Below are 24,677 nucleotides of genomic sequence, written 5' to 3'. Positions count from 1 at the left end.
TAATGCCCCTTCCGAACGCAAACGCTTTTGCCGGAGGCAAAAGCGTTTGAATTGCATAGCAGTGTTCGATTATTGAGATAACTTTTCTTTCAGTAAAACCAGTCTGTCATAAAACCCTTCAAAAACTGGTACGCCCTGTCGCAGTTTAATAATTTGCAGATGGCTGTGTACAAAAGCCTTTACATCTTTAATAATAGTACTATGGAATAACTCTATAGAATCGGGTAAAGTCACGTTTTTATAGAACTCTTCGAGCTCCTGAATCTCTTTGTCAGCATATTTCATGGCGCAAAGATGGTGAATTTATTTTTTTTCCGGGGCCGCAAACCGGAAACTCGCCCAAGTCGCATCTTCCGGGTCCGGTATACCCCCACGACCGCCACGGCCTCCACCCAGGCCTATACCCATCCCCATTCCCATACCACTGCTCATGCCACCCATACCTACTCCGCCTCCAAAAGACACCCTGGGCTGCATACCGCCGCCACCCCGCTGACCCTGGCCATCACCAGGACCACCACGTTTGCCAGGTAACTGGTTGACAACAATCCCCACGCTGAAATTCTTCCTGAGCGCTTTTTCTGTGAGCCCATTGGCCAGCACCCTGCTCAGTGGCACCGCCACTTCATACACCAGGGCACCATTATCCGCCATTGGATTTAACCCGATTTTAATCCCGGCCATTTTATCCGTCAGGTTATGCTGCCCGTTGTCCATATTCAGGAAACCATCTGAATTGTAAACAGTAGGTACCTTTATCCCGTCCATATTTCTTTCCGGGTATACCAGTGCCATTTTTTTCTTCTGTTTCCCCTTCGGGTCAAAGTAAAGCGTCATCCCGGCCTTCATGATCCGGTGCCGCATTTCGGGATTTGTCGTCATAATGCAGACGTAAATATTCCGGGAGTCATTGCTTATACTATAAGACAGCGTATATTGGCTGTTGGCATAGTGTAATGGCAGTGACCACTCGGAAGCATCCCCATCCGGTACGATCGTGACAGGACCGGAAACACCAGGCCCTTGTGCGCCAGTAACCGCACCAGTAGCATTACGATCTGCTGCGGAAGAACCGGCACCATGGTTATCTGCCTCAAGTCCTCCGGGCGCCTTATCTCCTGTCTCAACCGCGCTGGACGTATGAGGCTCCTGTGGAGCTATTTTTCTGTGACAAGCAGTGCTCAGTGCCAGCATCAGAGAGCAGTAGCCGATAGCATGTGATAATTTCATATTATTTTAGATCCATATTTCATCTCTTAGGTTTAATAGCCCGCAATATTACATAACCAACTGATAAACAGTTGTTAAAAAATATTTTCAGGTACAGGCAACCTTTCAGCGCCAGGTTCCGTATTATAAATGTATAGATTAAATACAGACGGCTACTCATTTGGAACAACTTAAGACCATAATAGAAGGGTGTATGCATGCACAGCCCAGGTGCCAGCGGCTTCTGTACGAACGCTATTATGCATATGCCCTGAAAATTGTGTTCAGGTATATATACAGGTATGAGAAAGCGACCGAGGTGGTAAATGATGGTTTTGTAAAACTATTCAGCCGGTTTGACAGGTTTACCTATGATGAAGGAGAGCATCTGGAAAAAATGCTCCTGGGGTGGATGCGCAAAATCATGGTCAACACGGCCATCGATGAACTGCGCCGGAAAAATATGATCCCGGAAATAGGGGGAATCCCGGAATACGTATGGGAACAACCCGATATGGGGCAATCCGCAGAACAAAAGTTATATTATAAAGAACTGATCATACTGATCAAAGAATTACCTCCTTCCTATCAGGTCGTATTTAACATGTATGTAATTGATGGGTTTTCCCACCAGGAAATTGCAGACAAGCTGAATATCAGTTTAGGTACTTCAAAATCAAATCTGTCAAAAGCAAGAGAACATTTAAAGAAGAAAATAAATAACGGCATACAGGAATTTGATATATGCAGCTTTTAGATGACGATATGGACGAATTATTCCGCAATGCGGCGTCGCAGTATCCCTTAAAAACGGATGGTGCGGACTGGGATGCTCTCAGTCGCCGTTTGCAGTCAGCGCAGCCGCAGGGAACTGCGGTAGACAGCGTGCGGGGTAATAAGTGGGTATGGCTGGTAGTATCCATCCTGTTGACAATACTTTTTTTTATTACCTACGCGCCACCTCTGGAAACAGGTAAGCTGCCGCGTACTGGAACAGTAATCGAAACAAATACAGCAATTGATAAAGGAACTGCTGCCAGGGATACTAATGATTCAGTTTCAGGAAAGAATCCTGCGACTAATACCAACTCAGTTGCTAATTCAAATTCAATCGCTAAAACCAACTCAGTTACTAAAACCAATTCAGTTGCTAATTCAAACACAATCTCTAAAACCAACTCAGTTGCTAAAACCAACTCAATTGCTAATTCAAACTCAAACTCAATCTCTAAAACAAATACATTCTCTAATAAAAACACATCTTCATTAAAACATACTATTTCGCTTGCCACCGATCCCGGGTTAACCATTAACAGACAACATCCCGGTAAAACAACAAACGAAAACAATATTCAGACATCCGGCCCCGTTATTGACGTTGCCACAAGTCATTCAGCACTCACTTTTGCAGCAGTACCAACAATACTCCCTGCAGACAGTACTACAACGCCAGCTATCGCCGTACCGGTACAGCATATTCCGCTGCCAGAAGGAACAACGCTGCTAAGAACAGGCATGCCTGTAACAACAGCTACACCTGTAACTGCAGCTCCCATAACCAAAAAACAATCACCTGCCCAGGTGCAGACTGGCCTCTACTTCGGTATCATCGCCAGCCCTGACATCAGCACTGTGAAAATGCAACACGTAGAAAAAGTGGGCTATGGCGCCGGCATCATACTCGGCTACCGCATCTCCCGCAGCTTCGCGGTAGAAACCGGTCTGCTCTATGATCATAAAAACTATTATTCTGAAGGAAGCTATTTTAACAAAGAAAAAATTCCTTATATCCAGGACTGGAAAATAGTTAACGTAGACGGCTACTGTAATATGTACGAAATACCAGTCAACGTCCGCTACTTTATCAAAAACGGTAAGAACACCAGTTGGTACGCCAACGCAGGACTGTCATCTTACCTCATGAAAAAAGAAGACTATGCTTATAAATATATGACGATGTCAGGGGATCTGAAAAACAGCTCCTGGGCGTATACAAATGCAACTCAGAACTGGTTTTCTATTATACACGTGGGAGTGGGATTGGAACACAACCTGGGCGCAATAGGTAAGCTCCGCGTAGAACCATATTTGAAAATACCTGCCAAAGGCCTCGGTATCGGAGACCTGCCTATTACCAGTATGGGCATCAACATTGGCATTACGAAATCTATCCGTTGATCGTGTAGGCTTCCAACTTTAAAATCAAAATTGTATGACGCGAAAAAAGACAATCCTTTTCGCAGCGGTATTCCTATGCCTAATGGCAGGAGGAACAGGCTACTACCTGTACAACAAACCAAGAACAACCGCTGCCGAAGCGCACACAGATGACAGTGTGACTGCCAGAGAACTGTACGGCACTTATGCCAGAGATGAAAAGACTGCAGGTAAACTGTATGAGAACAAAGTACTGGAAGTAACTGGTACTGTCATGAATGTAGAGCAAAATGGTAAAGAAGTATCCGTACTACTCTCCGCAGGTGAAACTGATCCCGGTGGCGTAAACTGTAGCCTGGCAGATAACACAAACCAATTGCCCAAAAGCGGCGAAACCATTCGTGTAAAAGGAAAATGTACAGGTTTCCTGATGGATGTAAGCCTGGTAGATGCAACTATTCTGAACACAAAATAATTTTCTTGTACTAAAAAAGCAGGTAAACTATTCTATTCTAAATAAGCAAAAGCAAATAAGCAAAAGCAAATAAGCAAAAGCCAGTTAAGCAAAAAGCGATAAGCTAAATAAGCAAAAAGCAAAAAGCAAAAAGCAAAAAACAAATAAGCTATACTATTTCTAACAGAAATAGACTGCCATTCTCATTGCTAAATAAAACGAAAACAGCCATCCTCACAACTCAATAAAATCACAAATTATGAAGCGTGTATTCTTCTTCCTGTCAGCCATCGCAATCGTATATTGCCTGACCTTAGTAACATCCTGCTCCAAAAACAATGAAAAGGATCTGACCAACCCAGGTACAGATACTACCGGCACCGGTGGCACTACCTGCGACACCGTAAACATGAAATATGCTGCCAATGTACAGCCTATTCTCTCTGCTAACTGCTACAGCTGTCATGGCAACGGCAGCGCCAGCGGTGGTATATCTTTGGATACTTATGCTAAGGTATTAACTCAGGTAAACAACGGTAACCTGGTCGGTGTCATCACACACGCCACCGGTTATCCTGCCATGCCACAAGGCGGTGCCAAACTCTCTGATTGCAAAATCAACACCATCAAAGACTGGATCGCCCGCGGTGCTCAAAATAATTAAAACAGGAACATATGAAACCAATGTATGTAATGGCGCTGGCCAGTTTGTTTTACCTGCCAGCTAAAGCCCAGACATTTATGACGCGCAATGGAAAGATTAATTTCTATTCCAAAACTTCACTTGAAGATATCAGGGCGGAAAACAGGCAAGTTGTAGCTGCCATCGATCTGGGGAAAAAAACAATTGCCCTTACCCTCCTGCAAAAGAACTTTCTGTTTGAAAAACAACTGATGCAGGACCATTACAACGAGAACTATATTGAAAGTGACAAGTTCCCGAAAGCCCAGTTCACCGGTACTATCAACGGCAACGTAGGCACTGCGCCGGGTACTTACAAGGTCCAGATCAGTGGTAACCTTACCATGCATGGCGTAACCAAACCGGTAAGCGCACCCGCAGAACTGGAACTAACCGACGGTAAAGTAACCGGCAAAGCTGACTTCAAAGTCAAGCCTTCCGATTTCGATATTAAAATTCCTTCGCTGGTAAAAGATAAAATTGCTTCAGAAATCACAGTACAGGTAGTTGCTGCCTGCACTGCGTTATCAAAATAATGGATATGCAAAGAAGAATCATTCAAACCATATTTTTATTACTCGTTGGCAGCCGTATGATGGCGCAGGACAGCAGCCTGATGAAAATGATGGACGATGCCGTAGCTGAATCACAGCAGGGACAGCTCGTGACCGGTACCTTCAAGGCCACACAGATCGTAAACCTGCCTACCGTAGAATCGCCGGGAAAGAAAAGCCTGCAATTCATGATCATGCACCGTTTCGGAAAACTTAACGGTGGTGCCTACGAGTTCTTCGGATTAGATAATGCTTCTATTCGTTTTGCATTAGACTACGGGATTACAGACCGCTTCTCAGTGGGACTGGGGCGTAGCTCTGGTGACAAAACCTTCGATGGCTCCCTGAAGTATAAGCTCCTGCAGCAAAAAGAGGTAGGTATGCCCATCTCTGTAAGCCTGTATGGCCTGATCACCAACTATACACAGCGGTATTCAGATAAGCCTTATCTCGATGCCCGCTATCGCACTTCGTATACAACCCAGGTGCTCATCGCCAAAAAGTTTTCTCCTGCTTTCTCTTTTGAAGTCGTACCATCCTGGATTCATAATAACCTCGTGCCAACACCCGAAGATAAAAGTGATCTCTTCGCGGTATCTGCCGGTGGTCGCTTGAAATTCACAAAGAGAATGAGCGTCAATGCTGAGTACAATTACCTGCTGCGCAACCAGGTCGTAAGTACAAAAGTGTATGACGCTATCTCAGGAGGAATTGATATTGAAACGGGAGGTCACGTATTCCAGCTTGTATTTACCAATGCCGCAGGCATGGTAGGTCCTTATTACCTGGCAAAGACAGATGGTAGCTGGGGTAAAGGGGATATCTATTTTGGGTTCAATATTACCAGGAACTTCAACTTTAAAAAATAGCCCGGGCCGGCATCTTACTTAAAGCGCTTCCGATTTTATCACTACCTGCGAAGCGGGCCGTGATAAAATCGGAAGCGCAAAACAGGAAACACATCATTATCCCCTCGTCCACACCGTCGTTCTTCCAAACATAGAAATACCGACATACCCTCTTATTTCCAGTTTTTCTCCCTTCAGTTTCATCGTACAACTATACGTCTTCCCACTCTTGGGATCATAGATCTTTCCACCACTCCATTCCCCATCCCTATAGGTAAAATTAGTCAGCAGCACAAGCCCCAACAACGGACGGCTCCTTAATTTAGGATCGCTGTTCTTGGTATCAGTTCTGTCCTTACGGGGTGTCTTCCCGTCAGCTTCTACAAGGTCCTTACCCCATATCAGCTTACCGGAATACTTATCCCCGGTCTTATAAATCTCAATACGCCCATCTTTTTCTTCGCTCAGCCAGTTACCCAGTATTTTGTCCTGTGCGAGCAATACCTGCGTGGAAAACAACAAAGTGATTAATAAAAATGCGATCCTTTTCATGTGAATACGTTTTAATAAGCGCCGGTCAAAATGCGCAGATCAGAATAAGCGATCCTGTAACTGAGCTTAGCACTCAGCAGGTCTGCCTGCGCTTTCGCCAGCAGTGATTTTGTGTTCAACAGATCAGCTTCAATATTCAGGCCAGCATCTTTTTTATCCTGCTGAATTTTTAACTCATCCTGCCTGTAATTTACAGCCTTTTGCGCTACAGCGATCAGGGCAATGGCCTGGTTAATCCTTCTTTTCGCTTTTGCAATATCATGGTTCACCGTCTCCTGCGTATTGGCAACATATTCGGTAGACTGTTGCAGCTGGAAATTGCGCTGGTGCATCACCTGCTTATTGGAAAATATATCCTGGATATTCCACTTAAAGGAAGCCCCTACAAAAGGATTGCTGCTTGGATACAAAACATTCCCTGTTTGGTATGTATAACCTGCCATTACACCAAAGTCTGGCAGATAACTGCGCTGTGTCGCTTTGATGGCCTGCTCGGTTTTAACTTTCGTTAAATTGGCCAGCCGGATGTCTACATTATTATCACCGGAAATGCTGTCACTGAGCGGTTGGGGATTGTAATCTACTTCCGCAAGTACCACGCTGTCTGCAGTGATACCGGTAAGCTGTTGCAGATCTGCCATGTAATCATCAGCCTGTATCTGCAGTTTCAGCAGGTTCTGTTCTTCATCCGCCACATTCGCCTGCAGGCCTGCCTTGTTGGCATCTACTGTTTTCCCGGCTATCAATGCACTCTCCACATCAAACTGTTTCATCTGCGCTAACTGAAGATTCGCATTCGCAGTGATCTGTTGTTGCTGATTGATGAGTAAACCATAGTAGAGTTTTTCAACGGCCTGCCTGATTTGCAGGGATGCTTTCCGGCTTTCCTGTTCAGCAATCAATACATCGGTCTTCGTCACTTCCATGCCCGCTTTTATTTTACCCAGCTGGGTAATAGGTTGGTACACGGTCACACCCGCGTTGAAGTTATTATGTTTACCCAGTTCAAAACTGGCATCTTTATTCGGCAATCCAATTGTAGTACCACCCAGTGGGAGGGAACCAAAATACCCGGCAGGAATATTCAGTGCGCCCAGGTTCTGGTTGTATTGATAGGCAGAGCTGACGGTAACTGCAGGATATTGTTTAATCGCATCCTCGTGCAGCTTTGCCGCTTTCTCTGATTGTTGTAGTTTCTTGATGTGCAGTGCCCTGTTATGTTGCAAAGCGAGATCAATAGCCTGCTGCAAATCGAGCGGCATCGGCTGCTGTGCATGCAGCCGGGGTGCCGTGAGCAGGAATATAATGAGTGTGATAAGGCATCTACTTTTCATCGGAAGTCGGTTTGATCCATACGATATATAAAACGGGTACAGTGAGCAGGGCTACGATCATAGACCATACTACACCCACGGCAATCACACTGGCCAGCGGGCTCCACATGGGAGAGCCAGAGATGATCATGGGCAATACCCCGATCGCTGCTGCCATGGCTGTGAGGAAGATCGGTCTCAGCCTGCGCTTGCCTGATTCAATAGCTGCCGTGCGAATATCCATGCCATGCTTCATTAGCTCGTTGGTATGATCCACCAGGATGATCGCATTCCTCACCACGATACCAGACAAACTGATTAAACCTACAAAAGCCGTAAACCCGAAATTGTTATGCGTCATATACAAACCTGCCATAGCTCCAAACAAACTAAGCGGAATGGTCAGCATAATAATCGTTGCTTCCTTCAGGTTGCGGAACTGGAAGAGTAATATGAAGAAGATCGCCACCAGGCTGATAACAAGTACCACCATCATCTGGCTAAAGGTCTCCTTCTTATTCGCATCTTCACCTCCATATACAATCTGGTAACCCGGCGGCAGCGTGAGCTTGCTGATAGCAGGTTTGATGGCTTTCAGCAGGTCAGCCGGCAGTACATTGTCCGCCGTTTCACTCAGCACTGTTAATGTTCTTACACCATTGCGGTGCATAATCTTACCCGTCTGCCATGCAGGAGTAAGGGAAGCTATCTGACGTAAAGGAACACTGGCACCAGTAACCGGAGACTCCAGGTACATATTTTCCAGGTCACTAAAGCTTCTACGGCTTTGTTCATCCAGCCTCAATACAATGTCGATCGGGTTGTTGCCCTCGTACATTGTGGATACAGGGTAACCACTAAAACCTGTATAAACTGATTGTGCAATGCTAGCTGTCGCGAAGCCCAGCCTGTTGGCTTCATCTTTCAGCTGGATGCCTACGCCATAATAGTCTTCCCTAAAATCACTTCTTACGAGATAACTACCCTTGGTGTGCTGAACAATTTGCTGCACTTCTGCACCAATCTGTTTCAACCTGTTGATGTCATCTCCTATAATGCGTACTTCTACCGGGGATTTAAGCACAGAACCCTGTTGCATGAGTTTTACCTGTGGCAAACCTTCCGGTACAGCAGCAGCTACCTTTTGCTCCAGCTCCATAGAGAGGGCTTCGGTAGTTGCTTCTGTAGTTGTGTTGATTAAAACCTGTCCGTAATTACTTACCGGTACTTCCGGTGAATAGTTGTAATAAAAGCGGGGTGCACTTGTACCGGAAAATGTAGCATAGGAGGTAACACGGGGATCGTTTTTGATCAGGGCCGTGAGCCTGTGCACCGCATCATCCGTTTTCTCAAGCCGCGTGCCGGTAGGCATCCACAGCTCTATCACAAACTGGTTCCTTTCCGCAGCAGGGAAAAACTTCTGCCGGATGCCCTTTGCATACAGTAAACCTGCCAACGGAATCGTGAGCAAACTACCAATGATTGTTGTCTTCGGATGTAACACACACCAGTCCAATGCACTGTTATATGCATTTTGCATCCTGTCAAGCAAAGATTTTCTCTTCTTAGTCTTCTCCGGATTGTGCAGTCCTTTCTTAATGAATGTAAAACATAATAAAGGTGTCAATACCATGGCCACGATAAAGGAAGAACCCAATGCTACTGCCACAGTAATCGGTAAAGCAACAATAAATTCACCCACCGCACCGGTGATCAGTACCATCGGCATAAAGGAAGCAATGATCGTTACCGTAGCTGCCAATACCGGCACCACAAGGTCTGTCGCACTCTTCCAGGCTGCCGTCCACCGGTCCTTGCCTGCATCCAATAGCTCTACATAGTTATCTGCAATAACAATCGCATCATCGACGACCATCCCCAATACAACAATCAATGCTGCCAGTGATACCTGGTGCAACTCTATCCCAAAGAGGTGCATGATCGCAAACGTAACAGCAATAGTCATCGGGATCGCCATCGCAGCTACCGCCGCAATACGTAATGGCAATAAGAGGATCACCACGATCACTACAGAGATAATGGCCAGGAAGAACTCCCTTATAAAGTGAGATACGTTTTCATCAACCAGGGTAGGCTGATTCACGATCGTAGTGATATGCACATTTGAAGGCAGCAGTTTGGATACCTCATCCAGTTTCTGTTGTACCGCCTGTCCGAACTTCACAATATTATTACCTTCCAGCATCTGTACCGTCAGCATCATGGCCTTGTGACCATTCACAGTAATAAGAGAAGAGGGATCTGCATAGGTACGGTTAATAGCAACTACATCACCCAGGCGCACCGTTGCCCCTGTCCTGGTTGTACCTACAATCTGGTTGGCAATCTGATCTTCTGTATTATAATATCCGGTGGTATACAAGGGTGCTTTTGTCACATCCGTTTTTACATCACCGGTCGCCATAATAGTATTCTGTGATTGCAGCACACGTGTAACCTGCGTTACATTAATACCGTATTGTGCCAGCTTTTCGGAATTGGAAGTAACGGTGATCTGTTCTTTCTGTTCACCAATACGTTTGATCTTGGAGGATGCCTTGATGGTACGAATGGCATCTTCCAGTTTTTGCGCATATTCCTTCAGCTGGGTATAGGTAGCAGAATCACTTTCAATACCGATCACCAGCGCTTCCGTATCCCCGAAGTCAGAGTTCACAATAGGCCCGCGTACACCCTGGGGAAAGTCAATGGACTTGCCCACCAGCAGCTGGTGCCGTAATTTACTCCAGAATACATCCGGGTTTTTTACTTTTTCTCCCAGTTCTACATTCACGATGACCATGCCATCCTGTGAGGTAGAATAGGTTTTATCTTTTCTTACTTCTTCAAATTGAAAAAGGTATTGTTCCAGTTTTTTGGTGACCTGGTCTTCCACCTGTGCGGAATTGGCACCTGGAAAATAAGCAATCACCAGGCCCTGTCTGATCGTAATCTTCGGGTCTTCCCTTCTGGGCATGGTGAGCAGGGAGTTCACGCCTATTGCAAACACGAGCAGTAGCACGGACAGCGTCACCTGTTTATATTTTAAAGCAGATTGTACAAGATTCATGATGAAGATCATTTAGAGAGAGAAACAACAGCACCGTCATTGAGTTTTTGCTGACCGCCGGTCACAATCTGTTCGCCGGTACTCAGGCCTGTAGTAATCTCCATCAGGTTACCACTGAGCTGACCAACGCTCACTTTTCTTTTGAAAGCCTGGTGGCGCTGACCATCTACAACGTATACATAAGTCTGTCCGTCGATGTCGTGCATTACCGCCTCTACAGGAATGGCGAGGATGTTGCTGACATTGCCGGAAGCCAGTTTGATTTCAGCAATCATCCCCGGTCTGATCAGGAGGTGCGGGTTATCGAGGGTGATCTTCACTGTAAAAGCACGGGCAGCAGCATCCGCGGCAGCACCTACTTCAGTCACCTTTCCATGGAAGGTTTCGTTCACTGCATCTACCAGCACGGCAGCTTCCTGGCCCAGTTTTACATTATTCAGTTCACTCTCTGGAATGTAAGCATTCACCTTCACGGTGCGGATGTCGGACACAGTGAAGAGCGGCATACCTGCACTGGTGATCTCACCGGTTTCGGCGCTCTTTTTCAGAAGCACCCCGCTGATGGGGCTAAAGAGTTTTGTATCGGAAAGGTTCTTGGCCTGCAGCTTTTGCTGGGCGCGGGCCTGTGCCAGGGTATTGGTGATCTTGCTAAAATCGCTCTCACTGATACTCTTACGGTCATACATGATCTTCAGGCGATTGTATTCGTCCTGTGCCTGGTTGGTACTGGCATCAGCCATTTCCTTGGCAATAGCATAGTTCTGCGGATCCAGGCTGGCCAGTAACTGGCCACTGTTGATGGTTTGGCCTTCGTTGGCAGCGATGTAACTGATCTTCCCGGCTACCATAAAGCCAAGGTGGACGGTCTTACTACCTTCTATATTTCCGCTGATGTTGATGGCATGGCTGGCGGTGGTGGTTTGAACGCTCTGAGTGATCACGGGAATGGCAGTATCCTGTGCGGATGATGGTTTACCCCCTGTATGACAACTGCTGGTAAAGATGGCTATAGTAGCAAGCCAGCAGGCACATTTCTTAAACATAAGCACTACATTAATTATATTGCAAAAATTCAATAAGTTTCCGGAGTAATTTTTAATCTATATTAAAAAACATGCCGATAGGGGAATTGTTGTGCTTATTTCTGGCTCCTGATCACACTCAGTCTTTGCTGGGTGATGCCAATGTAAGAGGCAATATGGCCCAAAGGAGCTCTCAATAGAATATCAGGGTGCTTTTCCAGCATGGTCTTATACCTTTCCTGCGCAGATTGAAACTGTGTCATATACAACCTTTCTGACAATTTTTTCATGACGTCAATCAGGAGCACACGCATCAGCTTTTCCAGCTTGTTATACTTATTGATGTAGATTTCGAGGTCATTGTAGTAAATCCAGCGTACAGTAGAAGGTTCTAAGAGCTCAAGGCCTATGAGGGAAGGGGTGTTGTAGAAAACGCTCTCAATAGAAAGGCTAAACGAATTCTCACTGAAAAAGAAATGGGTAATGTCTTTGTCTTCTTTGATGTAATACGAGCGTAGCAGGCCCGATTCGAGGAAATATACCTTTTTCGACATGGAATCAGGTATTTGCAGCTTATGGTGTTTAGGCAGGATCTCGCAGGTGAAAGCCTGTTCCAGTTCTGAACAAATGTTGGCAGGGAGATCAAATTCCTGACGGAGAAAGCCTAATAATTCCATGGTGCAATTTACCGAAAATTTGTAGAACATAAGGGCTCAAATCTTTCACAAACAACAACTTTTAAGGGAATAAAACAGGCCCGGTTTCACCTGAAAATTAGTGCTTCAATAATTTAATATTATTATTTAGTCATATTGTATAATTGTATCAAATAATATATCTTTGTTTGGAAAACCGTGTATTTGAAAGGGGGTGCTTTCCCTTCATCCCGCTTATTTCCCATATAGTTATGCCTCGACCTGCCTGGAGTACATTATGGTCACTGATATTCTTACTTTACGTGCAAGCAGCATACCCACAGCAAGGTTATATCTACTTACACGTTAACAGCCAGGATGACGCCACATCGCCAGATTTCCATTTCACTTTAAATGGAACCACGAATTTCGTGCTGAACGATCTCCCTTCCACATCAGGTGCTATCAGCGACATCGGTGCCGGCGTAAGTGGAGAACTATGGGCAGCTACCACCACCAACATTTACCGTCGTCCTTCAGGATCCAGTCAGTGGGCTAACACCGGCTACCAGGCTGTCAGCATCGATGGTGCAGGCGCCGGTCAGTTTGTGAGTGTCGATGCTACGGGTACTGCATACTTCTTCGACGGTACCACCCTCAATACTATTTATCGTCCTGCATTTCATGCAAATATTGCTGTCGAGGATATTTCCTTCGGTGGCGGACGTATTGCGATTACCCGTTCCGACGGCAGTATCCTGACAAATATCAGTTTGGCTGCTCCCTATTTCGATAGCTGGGCACAGTTATTAGGAGGAAGTGCCGGCGCTACCCGTTTGGATATTCAGCCTTACACCGGTACCCTTGTATACCTGGCCAATGGCGTGTATACCATTCCTTTTACCGGCGGCGCCTCCACCAATATCGGTACAAGCTCCTATTCAGATATTGCTGTTGATGGCCAGGGCCAGGTCTATGCCAATGGTGACTTTTACAATGGCAGCACCTGGACCACAGATGCAAGCGCCAGGTCAGACTTTAATCATACCACCGCTTTTGACGGAGCAGTATGGAGCAGCAATAATACAGCTATCTATAGCCGTACCACCACCAGCTGGCTGGATGGAGAACGAATCCGTATTCTTCCGGTGGATAACAGCGTGATCATACCCCTTACCGCGGGCACCTACCAGCTCACGGCCACCCCGCTTTGCGGATGGAAGCTAAGCGGATATAGCATCTATGATCCGGATGCTTCTACAACAAACGTCAACGCCATTTCTGTGGCCACCGGCGAAATCGTACACATTGTAGCCAATATAGACAAGATCGTAACGACTCCCATCCTCATCACAGGAGACAGTACGCTTTGTGCCAACAGCAGTTTATCACTCAGTACATCTGTAGCCGGCGGTACCTGGAGCAGTAATAATACAGCCATTGCCGTAATAGATGCCAGTGGCACTGTCAATGGCCTCACAGGTGGAACAGCTACCATGAAATACGAGTTGAACAACAGTGGTTGTATCGACTCTGCGGTAAAGAAAGTCTATGTCAGCGCTGGCCCGGCTTTTACATTAATATCCTCAAATGTGTCCTGCAATACCTTTAAAGACGGCATCATCAGGGTCACCTCCAACAGCGCCGGCAATCAATATGCGATCAATGGCGGTGCATGGCAGGCAGATTCTGTATTTAAAGGATTATCTCCGGGCACGTATAGCATAACCGTAAAAGGAGCAAATGCCTGCGTTGCAAATGCCCAATCAGCAGTGATCACAGAACCTGATGTAATCGGAATTACAGTATCACAGGTTTCCGTGGGGTGCCCCGGCGATGCAACGGGCAGCCTCACCGCTGTTGCCACAGGAGGTGTGGCTCCTTATACCATCACCTGGAGCACCGGTTCTTCTGCCCCTACTATCGGCCGGTTACCGGAAGGCACTTACAGCATCACGGTAAAAGATGCCAATACCTGTTCTGCATCCATCAGGGTAAAACTCGTTTCAGTAATCTCGGTGTTCGTTATCAATACACCTGTAAAACAGGTAGGGGGACAAATTGTGATAACAGGCAATACTTTACCCAACGCTTCCGCCGTTATAAGATTTCCGGATGGCACATCTACCACCACGCATGCCGATGCTTATGGAAAGTTCAGTACCATTTCAGCCAGTCCACAACCTAACGGTAGTGTATATGTGACCGTTACCGATGCGAGTACTAAAGCTACCTGTACCCGTCACGTTGACTTCAACGATGCGCCTGCCTGCGATGTTAGTATTGTAAAGACACTGGAAACCACCGGCGGAATCGGGATCGGCGATGAGATTTCATTCCTGCTCACAGTTTACAACAAGGGGCTGGACAATGCTACTTCGCTGATCATCACAGATGATTTTCCTTCCAACCTGTCTTCAGGTACAGCACTGACACCGTCTGCAGGTTATGCTACCTACAATGCTGCAATGAATGAGGTAGTCTGGAATATCGATACGCTGAAAGTACTGAAATCGGCAACCTTATCGTTTAAAGCCCGTGTAACGGCTGCTGGTGTGGTGAAGAATACAGCCTATGTTTCTTCCAACGAAATAGATCCGGACAATTCAAATAATTCAAGCACAGTGGCCACACCTGCCATCAGTGCAACTTTTTTTATACCCAACGTGATCACTCCTAATGGCGATGGAAAGAACGATAAGTTCGTGGTCAAAGGACTGGACCTCTATCCGGGCTCACGACTGGAAATCTATAATCGCTGGGGCAATCAGGTGTATCGTAGTGATAATTACAATAACAACTGGACAGGAGAGGGGCTGAGTGCCGGTATTTATTATTACGTGCTCAAAGTCAACATGGCTGGCGGATCGCAGCTTTACAAAGGTTATGTTGAACTGATTACAAGGTAGCAAAATGATTAAAAGGAGTATCACCATATTAGTTTTCTTCCTATACTTCCTGCAGGCGTATGCCCAGCAGGAAGTACAGTTCAGTCAGTATATTTTTAACGGGCTGGCTATAAATCCAGCATATGCTGGATACAAGGAAGCACTTTACCTGCACAGCAGCTACAGGCAGCAGTGGTCAGGGTTCCCGGGTGCACCGGTCACTGGTACGATCTCTGCAGATGGACTTACCGATTACTCCGATAAGCGGGTAGGATGGGGGGTATTGACCTCTCTCGAAAAACTCGGCCCGCAGTCTTCCACCGCCCTGTTTATAAATTATTCATACCGGATACCGATGGACTGGGAAGATGAAAAAAGACTGGCCTTTGGTCTGGGCGTAGGTGTTACGAATTATAGTGTGGATGGAAGCAACCGTAAGTATGTAGATGCAGATGATCCGGAAGTGATCCTGGGACGTCAGTCTACCCTTGTACCTGATGCAAGAGTAGGTATTTATTATAATTCAGCCAGCTCTTATATAGGGGTTTCCGTATTGAACCTCTTTTCTGCATATACCAGCGGCAAGATTTTTTTAGGGAATGGATTATTGTATTCATCCTTACGCAAATCCAGGCACCTTTATTTCTCAGCAGGAACAATTTTTTCTTTGAACCAGGACGTGCAGTTAAAACCTGCTATTATGGTGAAAGGAGATTTTAAAGGACCTGTGAATGTGGACGTGAATATCTTTGTTTTATTGCAGGAAACATTGTGGATCGGTGCTTCTTACCGGACCGGTTTTAACTACCCCGGAAATACGAATTTACAGCCCAATTTAGACCCTAATAATGCCTTCAGTGTGTTGACGGAGGTATATGCAAGCGACAACCTCAGAATAGGCTATTCTTACGACTTTTCAACCAGTGGAATTTCACATTATCAACGTGGTTCACATGAGCTCTCTTTAGGGTTGACGATCCCCAGTTTAAACAGCATGAATAAGGTCAAATGCCCGCGCCATTTTTAATGTACAAGTAATTGTTTTCCAATGATTAATTAGCCCTGAAAATATGTGGATAACTTTGTCCACATAGGGGTCACTACGCAGAAACAATAGTAAGTGACCTGCTAACTTTGATACTGAACAAAATAACCTGGCACCCGTCATCCATGCAGCACGGCGTTTTAGTCAATCACAAACAAAGAATTAAAGTTATGCGAGGACAACAGACCCTTTTTAATCACTTCATAGAAAATCCTGTCTCCAAAACAGTGCGCAAAGGCCGCTCCGCCGATATGATCGCCCTGAGGGACGAATGCCTGCTGCACCGGTATTATTATTACATCAAGCTTCAGCAAAAGCGGTATGATTCCGCTATAGAGGAATTATCCAAGGAGTTCTACATTAAGAACAGTAATATTATCTACCGTATGCAGTGCAATAGCGAGCGCCTTGAACAAATAATGAAAAGAGAACAACCCGATTTGAAGCAACTACGGCTGCTTTATCCCTGGTTGACGTGGTAATGTCAACAATTGTTAACCCCAAAAAAAAGGTGGCTCAATTTAATGAGCCACCTTTTTTAATGATGTGCAATTATCAACAACAGCCGGTGTGGGACCCGGTTTGATTTAGCTAAGTTCCAGTTGTGGCCTTGCAACAGGGTTTGCAGGCATGGTAGGATACTCTTCAAAATCCAGGCTATACGTGAGCGTTCTCACCCTGAATGCATCTGATCTTACTTCCGTACTCACCCTGATTCTACTCAATGGATTGATCCCATTACTGCTCCATCCCTGCAATGCCTCGTGTAATTTTGTTTCTACGTCATAATATTCCAATACAGTATTTGTATCTGTGAAAGTAAGCCCGTCAGCAGCCAATACATAATATACTAATCTCAATTGCAGCTCACCATTTGCACGCTGACCCTGGTTGAGTATTTCTGTAAAAGTCACATTGTTGAAATCAATAAATACACATGGCCATATAGCAGGTATGCTTGTGTAAATTTCTGTTTGCCCCATCTCTGGTAAGATCCCTTGTATCCCCGGAACTGTTGTGGCAATGCGTGTTTGCAGTGATACGAAAAGTTGTGCAAATAAACTGTTCATTTTATTTTATGTTTTTTTTGAGTTAACAACAGTGTAAATATCGACCTATTCTGCATCTTAAAAATTCACTTCATTAATGATTATGCAAACAATGAAATCTTACTTCGCAAAAAAAGAATAAACACTATTTCGCGATTTTTTCACCGTGTTGAAAAGCTGTTCCTTTGTATTGTAAATCGCTTGTAACACAAACATGAAAATGAAAGAAGCATAGATCCTTTAAACCCTAAATTGTTAACCTCTGATGTTACTATTAAATGAAGTTATTGATGTTAACCCCGGAAACGTGCTCTTCCAGCGGCTTGGAGACCAGGCCTTCTCTGTAATCGTACTCATTGGTATCGCATGGATCTTGTGGAAGCGCCAGATAAAACTGGAAGATCGCCTCGCACAATACCTGAATAATGACCGTGAAAAAATGCAGGGAGTGATAGAAAATAATACAAAGGTCATGGAGCGCCTGGAAAGCGTACTGGAGAGACGTTAGAATTGTTCTCCCTATTAAAAACAAAAGCCCCCTCTGTCAAGAGGGAGCTTCTAAAAAAAGCACTGTACAATTAAATAATATATACCCTATGGCATTCTGTAAAAAAACAGGAACTAAAATCAAACAGGCATTACAACAATTTGACGCTTTTATTGCAGCACATGCAGAAGAAGCCCTGCGTGTAACCAGGATCATTAAAGCTGCCCTGGAAAGCCCTGTCGTGGATCTTTTGGAAGCTATCATCCCCGGTGATGCAGATACTATCCTGAAAAATAAAGTACTGGCAGCACTCGAAACAGGTATCGACTCCCTTAGCATTGTCCTTACCTGCAAAGATGAAACCTCACTGGAAGGAAAGGTAGCTTGTTTTGTCCGCGCATTAGCAACAGTATCTCCCGATCTGCAGGATGCTGTATTGCAAAAATTGCAGAGCATCATACTGCGTGAGCTGGACGGCAATACAAAGAAACAGAACGTCTATGATCTGTTTAGCCAGGCTAGTTACAGCAATAGTAAATAGTATTTTTCACAATTTAAATAGACCTATTAAAAATGGGATTACCAAAAGTAGCAATTACATTAGGCAACGGCAATCTTGGCAGAACCGTTGTAACTGATGATGGAGTTGCAGGCCTGATGATGACAGGTTATGGCAATGGACTTATTTCATTGCATCAGCCAAAAGTGATCTATAGCCTGGGCGATGCAGAGAACCTCGGTATTGAAAGCAGCGGCGAAAACGTACATGCGTACAACCACATCAAAGAATTTTATAGCCTTGCCGGTGAAGGTGCAGAGTTGTATATCATGCTGACAGGAGACAACCATAGTCCGGCTCAGTATATGGACGCTGCCAATCCCGAAGGTGTAGTAAAGCTCTTAGATGCTGCTCAGGGCCGGATCAGGCTGTTGGGTGTTTCGTTCCTGCCAGGTTCCACTTATCTTTCATCTAATGCAGGCGGAATGGATATTGGTGTAACCGATGCCATTCCCAAGGCACAGCAGGTGGCCAGCACCTATGCAGCACAGTTTAAACCAGTACGTATCTTACTGGAAGGGTACAATGCAGACATTGCACATCCTGACGAACTGGTGGATCTGCGCACTTATTCCTGCAACCGTGTTGGTATCATCATCGGTAGCACAGGTCACGGTGCCGCTGTAGGCCTTGTACTTGGCCGTGCCGCAGCTATTCCGGTACAGCGCAACCTGGGCCGGGTGAAAGATGGTGCATTGCCTGTTACGGCTGCCTTCATCAATGGAAAGAAAATTGAAGACATCACTGGTGTTGATGCGCTCCACGACAAAGGTTATATCTTCTTCCGCACCTTCGTTGGCCGCTCCGGCTATTACCTCAACGATGACCCGATGTGTGCACCTGCCACAGATGATTACAGCCAGCTGGCATCAGGTCGTGTGATAGATAAAGCCATCACCATCTGTTATCAAACCTATGTAGAAGAACTGAATGACGAAGTGGCCATCGACTCAGAAGGAAAACTGAGTGTACCTGTTATCAAGTACCTGCAAAGTAAAATTGAAACAGCTGTTAACACCGCTATGGCCGATGAGATCAGCTCTTTCAGCGCATACGTTGACGCATCTCAGAATGTACTGAGCACCGGCAAGATCGTTGTAAAAGCTTCCATTATACCTGTAGGTTATACCAAAACCATCGAAGTATTACTGGGCTTCGCTAATCCCGCTCTGAACCAGTAACGGCTGTTAACCCCAACATTTAAAAGACACCAATATGATTTTTGACACGAAAGAAGTGACCTGGGCAAATATGAAAGTAGTATTGCTCGGTAAAGAACTGACCGGGATCCGGGGCATCAAATACAAACTGACCCAGGAAAAAGAACACCTGCACGGTGCCGGCGATCAACCTATCGGCATCCAGCGTGGTAAACGTACCTATGAAGGTGAAATCAAACTGCTGAAATTTGAATACGATATCCTCGCAGATGCTGTTGCACGAGCAGGCGGCAGAGACATTCTCGACCTGACTGCAGACATCGTAGTTACCTATGTAAAAGATTCACTCTCAGTTCCGCGCACTGATATTATTCAGGGTTTCCAGTTCAAGGAGTTTGAAAAAGGCTGGGAGCAGGGCGCCAAATTTATGGAGCTCACACTGCCCATCCTCTTTATGGGCCTGAAACAAAACGCTTAATTTTTTTAACACCACAATTATTTAAACCTATATCATGACAGTAGATAAATCACTTGCCGTTAGCCAGGAGCACATTGATGCATGGAAAAAGAAATACAGGGATGTATTCAAACTTACAGCTGCCGACGGTAAAGTAGGCTATTGCAGGAAACCCAACAGAGACGAAGTAAGCTATGCCATGACACTGATCTCAGGTGATCCGCTGGCTTACCACGAAACCATTCTCAGAGCTACCTGGTTAGGTGGTGATGAAGAGATCGTAGAAGATAAATCTTATCTCTACGGCCTGGGCGGCCAGCTGGACAAATTGCTGGAAGCAAAAAAGGTAGAAGTGGAAAAGCTCTAAGCGAGGCGTCCGGTGATTTTGAAAGCAACCCTTTCGGTTATATTCAAACGCTGTTCGAATATTATCTGCCCCAGGTTGACACCTCGCAATTATCAGATGCCCAGTGGGCAGAAAAGTTTGCACAACTGCATGATATCCGGCAACGGGAATTGAAAGGATTGTCGTTGCTGTCAGGATAGCATGGCGTAAAAAACTATACAATGGCAGACCTTAAAACAATTACTTCCGATACCTATAAAGACTTACTGAAGGCAGCCGATGCTGCTTTCAGTAAGATCGATAACTGGGTACAGAATACCATCAATCAAAATAACCTGTATGTAGGATCCAATAAGATCCTTAAAGGCTCACTCCAGCAGATCGATGATGAATTAGAAAAGATCAATAAAAAACAAAAAGAAACAAAAGGCTTCAAGGAGTTTGTGACCATCGAAAAGCGAAAGATCGAGATCGAAGAGCAGCGAAAGAAAACACAGGACCTGGCTGACTTTGCCGCCCGGAAAGGCTGGGCCGAAAATTTCAGGAAGGTTTTCGATAGTGGCCTGGACAAAGTCATAGAAGGCGGCCCGGACCTGCTCAGGCTGGGTATGGCGGCGGAAACGGCACAACTTAGTTTCAAACAACTAACCGGTTCTTCCTCCACAGCCGCAGGCATCCTGAAAGACATTCACCAGATGGCGGCCACCTCTCTTTTCGATAATGACAAGCTGCAGGAAAACGCCGCCTCCCTGCTCGAAAGTGGTGTAGCTGCCAATAAACTCATGCCTACTCTAAGTATGCTGGAAGATGTGAGTGGAGGTAATCAAACGAAAATGGATTCCCTCTCCAAAGCTTTTGGCGATATGCAACAGGCAGGGCATCTTACCGCTGAATCATTGAAAGAGATGAACGATGCGGGGTTTAAACCACTTGAAATGATGGCCGCCAATAGCGGGCAAACCATGGAACAATTAAAAGCATCCATGGAAGCAGGAGGCATCTCGACAGATAGTGTGGTAGCTGCCTTACAGGCAGCAACTTCGCAGGGTGGAGCATTCTTTGGTGTGATGAAAGAACAAAGTGAAACCGCCGCCGGACAATGGCACGGCCTACAGGAGAAAATGAGTGAGGCGGGTGCAACCGTTGGAAATGCGCTGATGCCTACGGTGAGCAATTTCGTGGAGAATACACTAAAGCCGATGGTTGACTGGCTCGGTCAGGCAGCTGGCTGGATTTCCCGGAATGCTGAACTGGTAGGTTTTCTCGTCACAGTGATCGGAGGTGTAGTACTGGGTTATAAAGCCTGGACATTGGCCGCAGAACTACTCGGGCCTGCAATGGCCAGCAGTGGCATCGGTGCTATTTTCGTTGCAGTCGGTTTGCTGATAGGCGCGGTCGTGTATGCATGGAATACTTTCGGCTGGTTCAGGGGCGCGATTATGGCTGCCTGGGAAGTACTCAAAGGCTTTGCCGGGATGATCTGGGATATCGCCATTGCCCCTATCAAGTCGCTGATCTCCGGTATCAGCAATATCGGCCAGGCAGTGATGTACCTCTTCAGTGGTGACTGGGATAAAGCATGGCAATCAGGTAAAGAGGCGATCAAAGATCTCTCTGGTTATAATACCGCCAAAACCGTCATCAATGACATGAAGGAAATGGGCGGCAAAGCCGCCGATGCCTTTAATGCAGAGGTGAACAAAAAGAAAGGCCAGGCACAAGGCCCGGGTATGACCACACCTCCTGTTCCTGGCCAGGGAAATTTTGGTGGATTCGGTAGCGGAAATGGCGGTGGAGCAGGCGCAAACGGTGACTGGTTACCACAAACCGCAACTGGGGGCAAAAGCAAAGGCCGTGGCGCATCCGGTACCTGGAACAGGGGCGTGCCTTTTGGTGGTACCAACGCTTTGGATGGAGTTGGCACCTCCGCTTCCTGGACCCCTGATAATACCCGCAAAAAGATGTCGCTCGACACTGCTAAAGATACCGCAACAGGCATCACTAACGGCGGTGCACGCACGGTAAATATTACCCTGCAGAAATTAGTCGAAACAATCAATATCACCACCAATACACTCGCCGAAAGTATCACCGACATGGAACAGCAAGTGACAGATGCATTACTGCATGTATTAAAAACAGCATAACTATGGCATTAGATATCGATATCAGCAGCATCTTTGCAAGTACCTTTGGCTATACCCCTAAGAATTTTAAAGTACCGAATCAGCCTGCTAATAATAGAAGAGGAACGAGTTACTACGGCAATGCGTCCTATAACACCTCCTATTTCATGGCGGTAAAAATAGGAACACTGGAACTGTATAACCCCGTCATCAGTATCTCCAGCAAAAAGACCATTGTACAAACACCCCTGGTGTACCGCTCTGGTAGCGTAAAAGAGCTGGTCAGCAAAGACGATTTCAAAATAAATATTAAAGGCATCATCATCCGGGATGACAACATTTTTCCTGATAATGAGATCAGCGAACTTGTAGATCTGTATAACCGCAATGCAGCCCTGCCTATTTATTGTGCATTGACCTCTCTTGTCTTTAGCGAAGGCGAAACTGTAGTGATCACCGATCTTTCTTTTCCTGCTACACCAGGTACACAGAATATCCAGGCTTATGAAATGAACCTCATCAGCGATTTAAAATTCATACTAAACAAAGCATAGATGTTTGTACTGCAATGTGAAATTAAGATTGGCAGTTATACCTTTTATTCAGTAAAGGAGGTGAAAATAAAACGTAGCCTGCATTCCTATACCGATACCGCTTCCATTACCATACCCGCCTCCGCCGTATTGCGGTATACCGGTCAGTTTCCGACCAAATCAGTTGTCAGCTCTGCCGCACAGTTTGCAGAAGGCGACAAAGTAGAAATATGGCTGGGTTATGATGATAAGAGGGAGCTGGAATTCGAAGGCTTTGTAGCCAGGATCAATGCAGCTACCCCTTGCGTAATAGAATGTGAAGGCTATAGCTGGCAGCTGAAGCAGAAAGGAATCCTGGAAAACCAGAAAGCAACTTCGCTGAAAAAACTGCTCAGCACCATCACTGACGGTACTGATATTAAAGTGAGTACTGAAGTCTCGGATCTCGACCTGCACCAGGCTTATTTCGATGGCAAATCAGGTACTGATATACTCGACTGGTTTAAAAAAGACCTCAGTATGAATGTTTATTTCGAAGGGAGATGGTTATATGCCGGCTTCGATCATATTGAACATCCACAAGCCGGAGATTACGTGCGTGGGCGCAAAACCAGTGATATATTGAACTATAAGAAGATAAAGGAAAATGCCTGGTATGAGCTCGGGTTTACTGTCATCAAGGATAGTGAACTCAAATTCAGGAAAGCCAATGATGCACACGTGTTAGTCAAAGCTATCTACATAGATACGAAAAACAAAGCGCATATACAGGAAGCCGGGGATAAGAATGGCGTAGAAACGCTCCTCCAGATCTCTAACTTCCAGGATGATGCTGCCCTGAAGAAAGCTGCGGAGAATAAGTTGAAAACACTGAAATACGATGGCTACGAAGGCAAACTCGAAGCGTTCCTGCAACCTTTTGCATTTCCCGGATGTAAGGCTGAGATATCTGATACAAAGTATCCTGTCCGTAATGGCACCTACCGCATTGAAAGTACAGAAGTAACTTTCAATGCGTCGGGTGGCCGGCGGAAAGCAGAGATAGGTCTTAAAATTTAATCATCATGAGTAATAAACAACGTGAACTGGTAGATGCTTTGCGGAAACTGGTACATACCGATACGGTCATTATCCCGGCTGTAGTTGATGATGTCGATGAAGCTGCAGGCTCCATTGTGGCACTGACAGCTACCGGTCTGAAAATATCCGATGTACGGCTACGGGCTGTAATTGGTGATAATGACGGCGTATTGGTATTTCCACAGAAGAAAAGCAGTGTGCTGATAGCACGCATCCAGCAGAGCAATTACTTCGTTGTAATCAGCATGGAGAAAGTGGATAAGATCCAGTATTTCGTTGAAGACAGGTTATTCGAAATGGATAAAGATGGCTTGAAAGTAAGTGCCGGTGAAGAATCCCTGAAGAAATGCCTGGATGATCTGCTCGATGAAATTGTGACGATCTATGCACCGATGAATAAATCTGCTTTCACAGATATAAAAGATAGAATAGCGAAAATTTTAAAATGATC

Annotated in this window: 26 protein-coding genes; 18 read left to right on the top strand and 8 right to left on the bottom strand. The window is 45.6% G+C overall.

Features of this window, described 5'->3' with window-relative positions; all coding sequences use genetic code 11:
• Nucleotides 1–69: 69 nt before the first annotated feature.
• Nucleotides 70–285: a DUF6965 family protein gene (locus tag U0033_RS11255; protein ID WP_072356596.1), complete on the bottom strand. Its 216-nt coding sequence runs from the start codon at nt 283–285 to the stop codon at nt 70–72.
• 18 nt (nt 286–303) lie between these two features.
• The gene (locus tag U0033_RS11250; RefSeq protein ID WP_177318513.1) at nt 304–1,230 is read right to left on the bottom strand and encodes a hypothetical protein; all 927 of its coding nucleotides are present in this window, start codon (nt 1,228–1,230) and stop codon (nt 304–306) included.
• 193 nt (nt 1,231–1,423) lie between these two features.
• Here U0033_RS11250 and U0033_RS11245 point away from each other — a divergent pair, with 193 nt between their 5' ends.
• The 6 genes from U0033_RS11245 (at nt 1,424) to U0033_RS11220 (ending at nt 5,925) form a co-directional block, all read left to right on the top strand.
• Complete coding sequence (locus U0033_RS11245; RefSeq protein WP_072356605.1) at nt 1,424–1,966, top strand: RNA polymerase sigma factor; 543 nt, start codon at nt 1,424–1,426, stop codon at nt 1,964–1,966.
• Nucleotides 1,954–3,387: an outer membrane beta-barrel protein gene (locus tag U0033_RS11240; protein WP_072356607.1), complete on the top strand. Its 1,434-nt coding sequence runs from the start codon at nt 1,954–1,956 to the stop codon at nt 3,385–3,387. Before U0033_RS11245 ends, U0033_RS11240 begins: the two co-directional genes overlap by 13 nt.
• A 34-nt stretch (nt 3,388–3,421) precedes the next feature.
• On the top strand, nt 3,422–3,841 hold the full coding sequence (locus tag U0033_RS11235) for an OB-fold protein (protein ID WP_072356610.1): 420 nt from the start codon (nt 3,422–3,424) through the stop codon (nt 3,839–3,841).
• A 238-nt stretch (nt 3,842–4,079) separates the two neighbouring features.
• Nucleotides 4,080–4,484, top strand: coding sequence for a c-type cytochrome (locus tag U0033_RS11230; RefSeq protein ID WP_072356612.1), 405 nt, complete (start codon nt 4,080–4,082; stop codon nt 4,482–4,484).
• Nucleotides 4,485–4,495: 11 nt separating this feature from the next.
• Nucleotides 4,496–5,038 (top strand): YceI family protein, encoded by a 543-nt coding sequence (locus U0033_RS11225; RefSeq protein ID WP_072356615.1) that lies wholly within the window; start codon nt 4,496–4,498, stop codon nt 5,036–5,038.
• A 5-nt stretch (nt 5,039–5,043) separates the two neighbouring features.
• Entirely contained in the window at nt 5,044–5,925 is an 882-nt protein-coding gene (locus U0033_RS11220) for a DUF5777 family beta-barrel protein (RefSeq protein WP_072357064.1), read from the top strand.
• A 96-nt stretch (nt 5,926–6,021) separates the two neighbouring features.
• On the opposite strand, the gene U0033_RS11215 is transcribed toward U0033_RS11220, so the two are convergent.
• From U0033_RS11215 to U0033_RS11195, 5 genes are all read right to left on the bottom strand, one after another.
• On the bottom strand, nt 6,022–6,456 hold the full coding sequence (locus tag U0033_RS11215) for a DUF2147 domain-containing protein (protein WP_072356617.1): 435 nt from the start codon (nt 6,454–6,456) through the stop codon (nt 6,022–6,024).
• A gap of 11 nt (nt 6,457–6,467) precedes the next feature.
• Nucleotides 6,468–7,790, bottom strand: a complete 1,323-nt coding sequence (locus U0033_RS11210) for a TolC family protein (protein ID WP_072356619.1) — start codon at nt 7,788–7,790, stop codon at nt 6,468–6,470.
• Complete coding sequence (locus U0033_RS11205; RefSeq protein ID WP_072357065.1) at nt 7,780–10,839, bottom strand: efflux RND transporter permease subunit; 3,060 nt, start codon at nt 10,837–10,839, stop codon at nt 7,780–7,782. The genes U0033_RS11210 and U0033_RS11205 overlap by 11 nt, the downstream gene beginning before the upstream one ends.
• Nucleotides 10,840–10,847: 8 nt before the next feature.
• Nucleotides 10,848–11,882: an efflux RND transporter periplasmic adaptor subunit gene (locus U0033_RS11200; RefSeq protein WP_072356622.1), complete on the bottom strand. Its 1,035-nt coding sequence runs from the start codon at nt 11,880–11,882 to the stop codon at nt 10,848–10,850.
• Between the two features lie 95 nt (nt 11,883–11,977).
• Nucleotides 11,978–12,538, bottom strand: a complete 561-nt coding sequence (locus U0033_RS11195; protein WP_072356625.1) for a Crp/Fnr family transcriptional regulator — start codon at nt 12,536–12,538, stop codon at nt 11,978–11,980.
• Between the two features lie 281 nt (nt 12,539–12,819).
• On the opposite strand from U0033_RS11195, the gene U0033_RS11190 reads away from it, so the two are divergent.
• The 3 genes from U0033_RS11190 to U0033_RS11180 all read left to right on the top strand — a co-directional run bounded on the left by U0033_RS11190 (nt 12,820) and on the right by U0033_RS11180 (nt 16,911).
• Nucleotides 12,820–15,405 (top strand): T9SS type B sorting domain-containing protein, encoded by a 2,586-nt coding sequence (locus U0033_RS11190; protein ID WP_072356628.1) that lies wholly within the window; start codon nt 12,820–12,822, stop codon nt 15,403–15,405.
• Nucleotides 15,406–15,409: 4 nt separating this feature from the next.
• A complete protein-coding gene (locus U0033_RS11185) occupies nt 15,410–16,411 on the top strand; it encodes a PorP/SprF family type IX secretion system membrane protein (RefSeq protein ID WP_072356631.1) in 1,002 nt (333 codons plus the stop codon).
• A gap of 188 nt (nt 16,412–16,599) precedes the next feature.
• Nucleotides 16,600–16,911 (top strand): transposase, encoded by a 312-nt coding sequence (locus U0033_RS11180; protein ID WP_143150569.1) that lies wholly within the window; start codon nt 16,600–16,602, stop codon nt 16,909–16,911.
• A 105-nt stretch (nt 16,912–17,016) separates the two neighbouring features.
• Here the strand turns inward: U0033_RS11180 and U0033_RS11175 are convergent, their stop codons facing one another.
• Nucleotides 17,017–17,499 carry a hypothetical protein gene (locus tag U0033_RS11175; RefSeq protein ID WP_072356633.1) on the bottom strand — a complete coding sequence of 161 codons (483 nt, stop codon included), beginning with the start codon at nt 17,497–17,499 and terminating at the stop codon, nt 17,017–17,019.
• Between the two features lie 244 nt (nt 17,500–17,743).
• Here U0033_RS11175 and U0033_RS11170 point away from each other — a divergent pair, with 244 nt between their 5' ends.
• From U0033_RS11170 to U0033_RS11130, 9 genes are all read left to right on the top strand, one after another.
• Nucleotides 17,744–17,986, top strand: a complete 243-nt coding sequence (locus U0033_RS11170) for a hypothetical protein (protein WP_072356636.1) — start codon at nt 17,744–17,746, stop codon at nt 17,984–17,986.
• A gap of 88 nt (nt 17,987–18,074) precedes the next feature.
• Nucleotides 18,075–18,506, top strand: coding sequence for a hypothetical protein (locus U0033_RS11165; protein ID WP_072356639.1), 432 nt, complete (start codon nt 18,075–18,077; stop codon nt 18,504–18,506).
• 32 nt (nt 18,507–18,538) lie between these two features.
• Nucleotides 18,539–19,705: a DUF2586 family protein gene (locus U0033_RS11160; protein ID WP_083571291.1), complete on the top strand. Its 1,167-nt coding sequence runs from the start codon at nt 18,539–18,541 to the stop codon at nt 19,703–19,705.
• Between the two features lie 34 nt (nt 19,706–19,739).
• A complete protein-coding gene (locus U0033_RS11155) occupies nt 19,740–20,162 on the top strand; it encodes a hypothetical protein (RefSeq protein ID WP_083571292.1) in 423 nt (140 codons plus the stop codon).
• Between the two features lie 34 nt (nt 20,163–20,196).
• Nucleotides 20,197–20,508, top strand: coding sequence for a hypothetical protein (locus U0033_RS11150; RefSeq protein ID WP_072356642.1), 312 nt, complete (start codon nt 20,197–20,199; stop codon nt 20,506–20,508).
• A gap of 200 nt (nt 20,509–20,708) precedes the next feature.
• Nucleotides 20,709–22,634: a tape measure protein gene (locus U0033_RS11145; protein WP_072356645.1), complete on the top strand. Its 1,926-nt coding sequence runs from the start codon at nt 20,709–20,711 to the stop codon at nt 22,632–22,634.
• A gap of 2 nt (nt 22,635–22,636) precedes the next feature.
• Nucleotides 22,637–23,167: a DUF6046 domain-containing protein gene (locus U0033_RS11140; protein WP_072356647.1), complete on the top strand. Its 531-nt coding sequence runs from the start codon at nt 22,637–22,639 to the stop codon at nt 23,165–23,167.
• Nucleotides 23,168–24,205: a hypothetical protein gene (locus tag U0033_RS11135; protein ID WP_072356650.1), complete on the top strand. Its 1,038-nt coding sequence runs from the start codon at nt 23,168–23,170 to the stop codon at nt 24,203–24,205.
• A gap of 5 nt (nt 24,206–24,210) precedes the next feature.
• Nucleotides 24,211–24,675 (top strand): hypothetical protein, encoded by a 465-nt coding sequence (locus U0033_RS11130; RefSeq protein WP_072356652.1) that lies wholly within the window; start codon nt 24,211–24,213, stop codon nt 24,673–24,675.
• The last annotated feature ends 2 nt before the right edge of the window (nt 24,676–24,677 follow it).

It is taken from the genome of Chitinophaga sancti (genome assembly GCF_034424315.1).
Classification (GTDB): Bacteria; Bacteroidota; Bacteroidia; order Chitinophagales; family Chitinophagaceae; genus Chitinophaga; species Chitinophaga sancti.
Note: the sequence above shows the minus strand (reverse complement) of the source record. Positions and strands in the feature narration are given on the sequence as shown.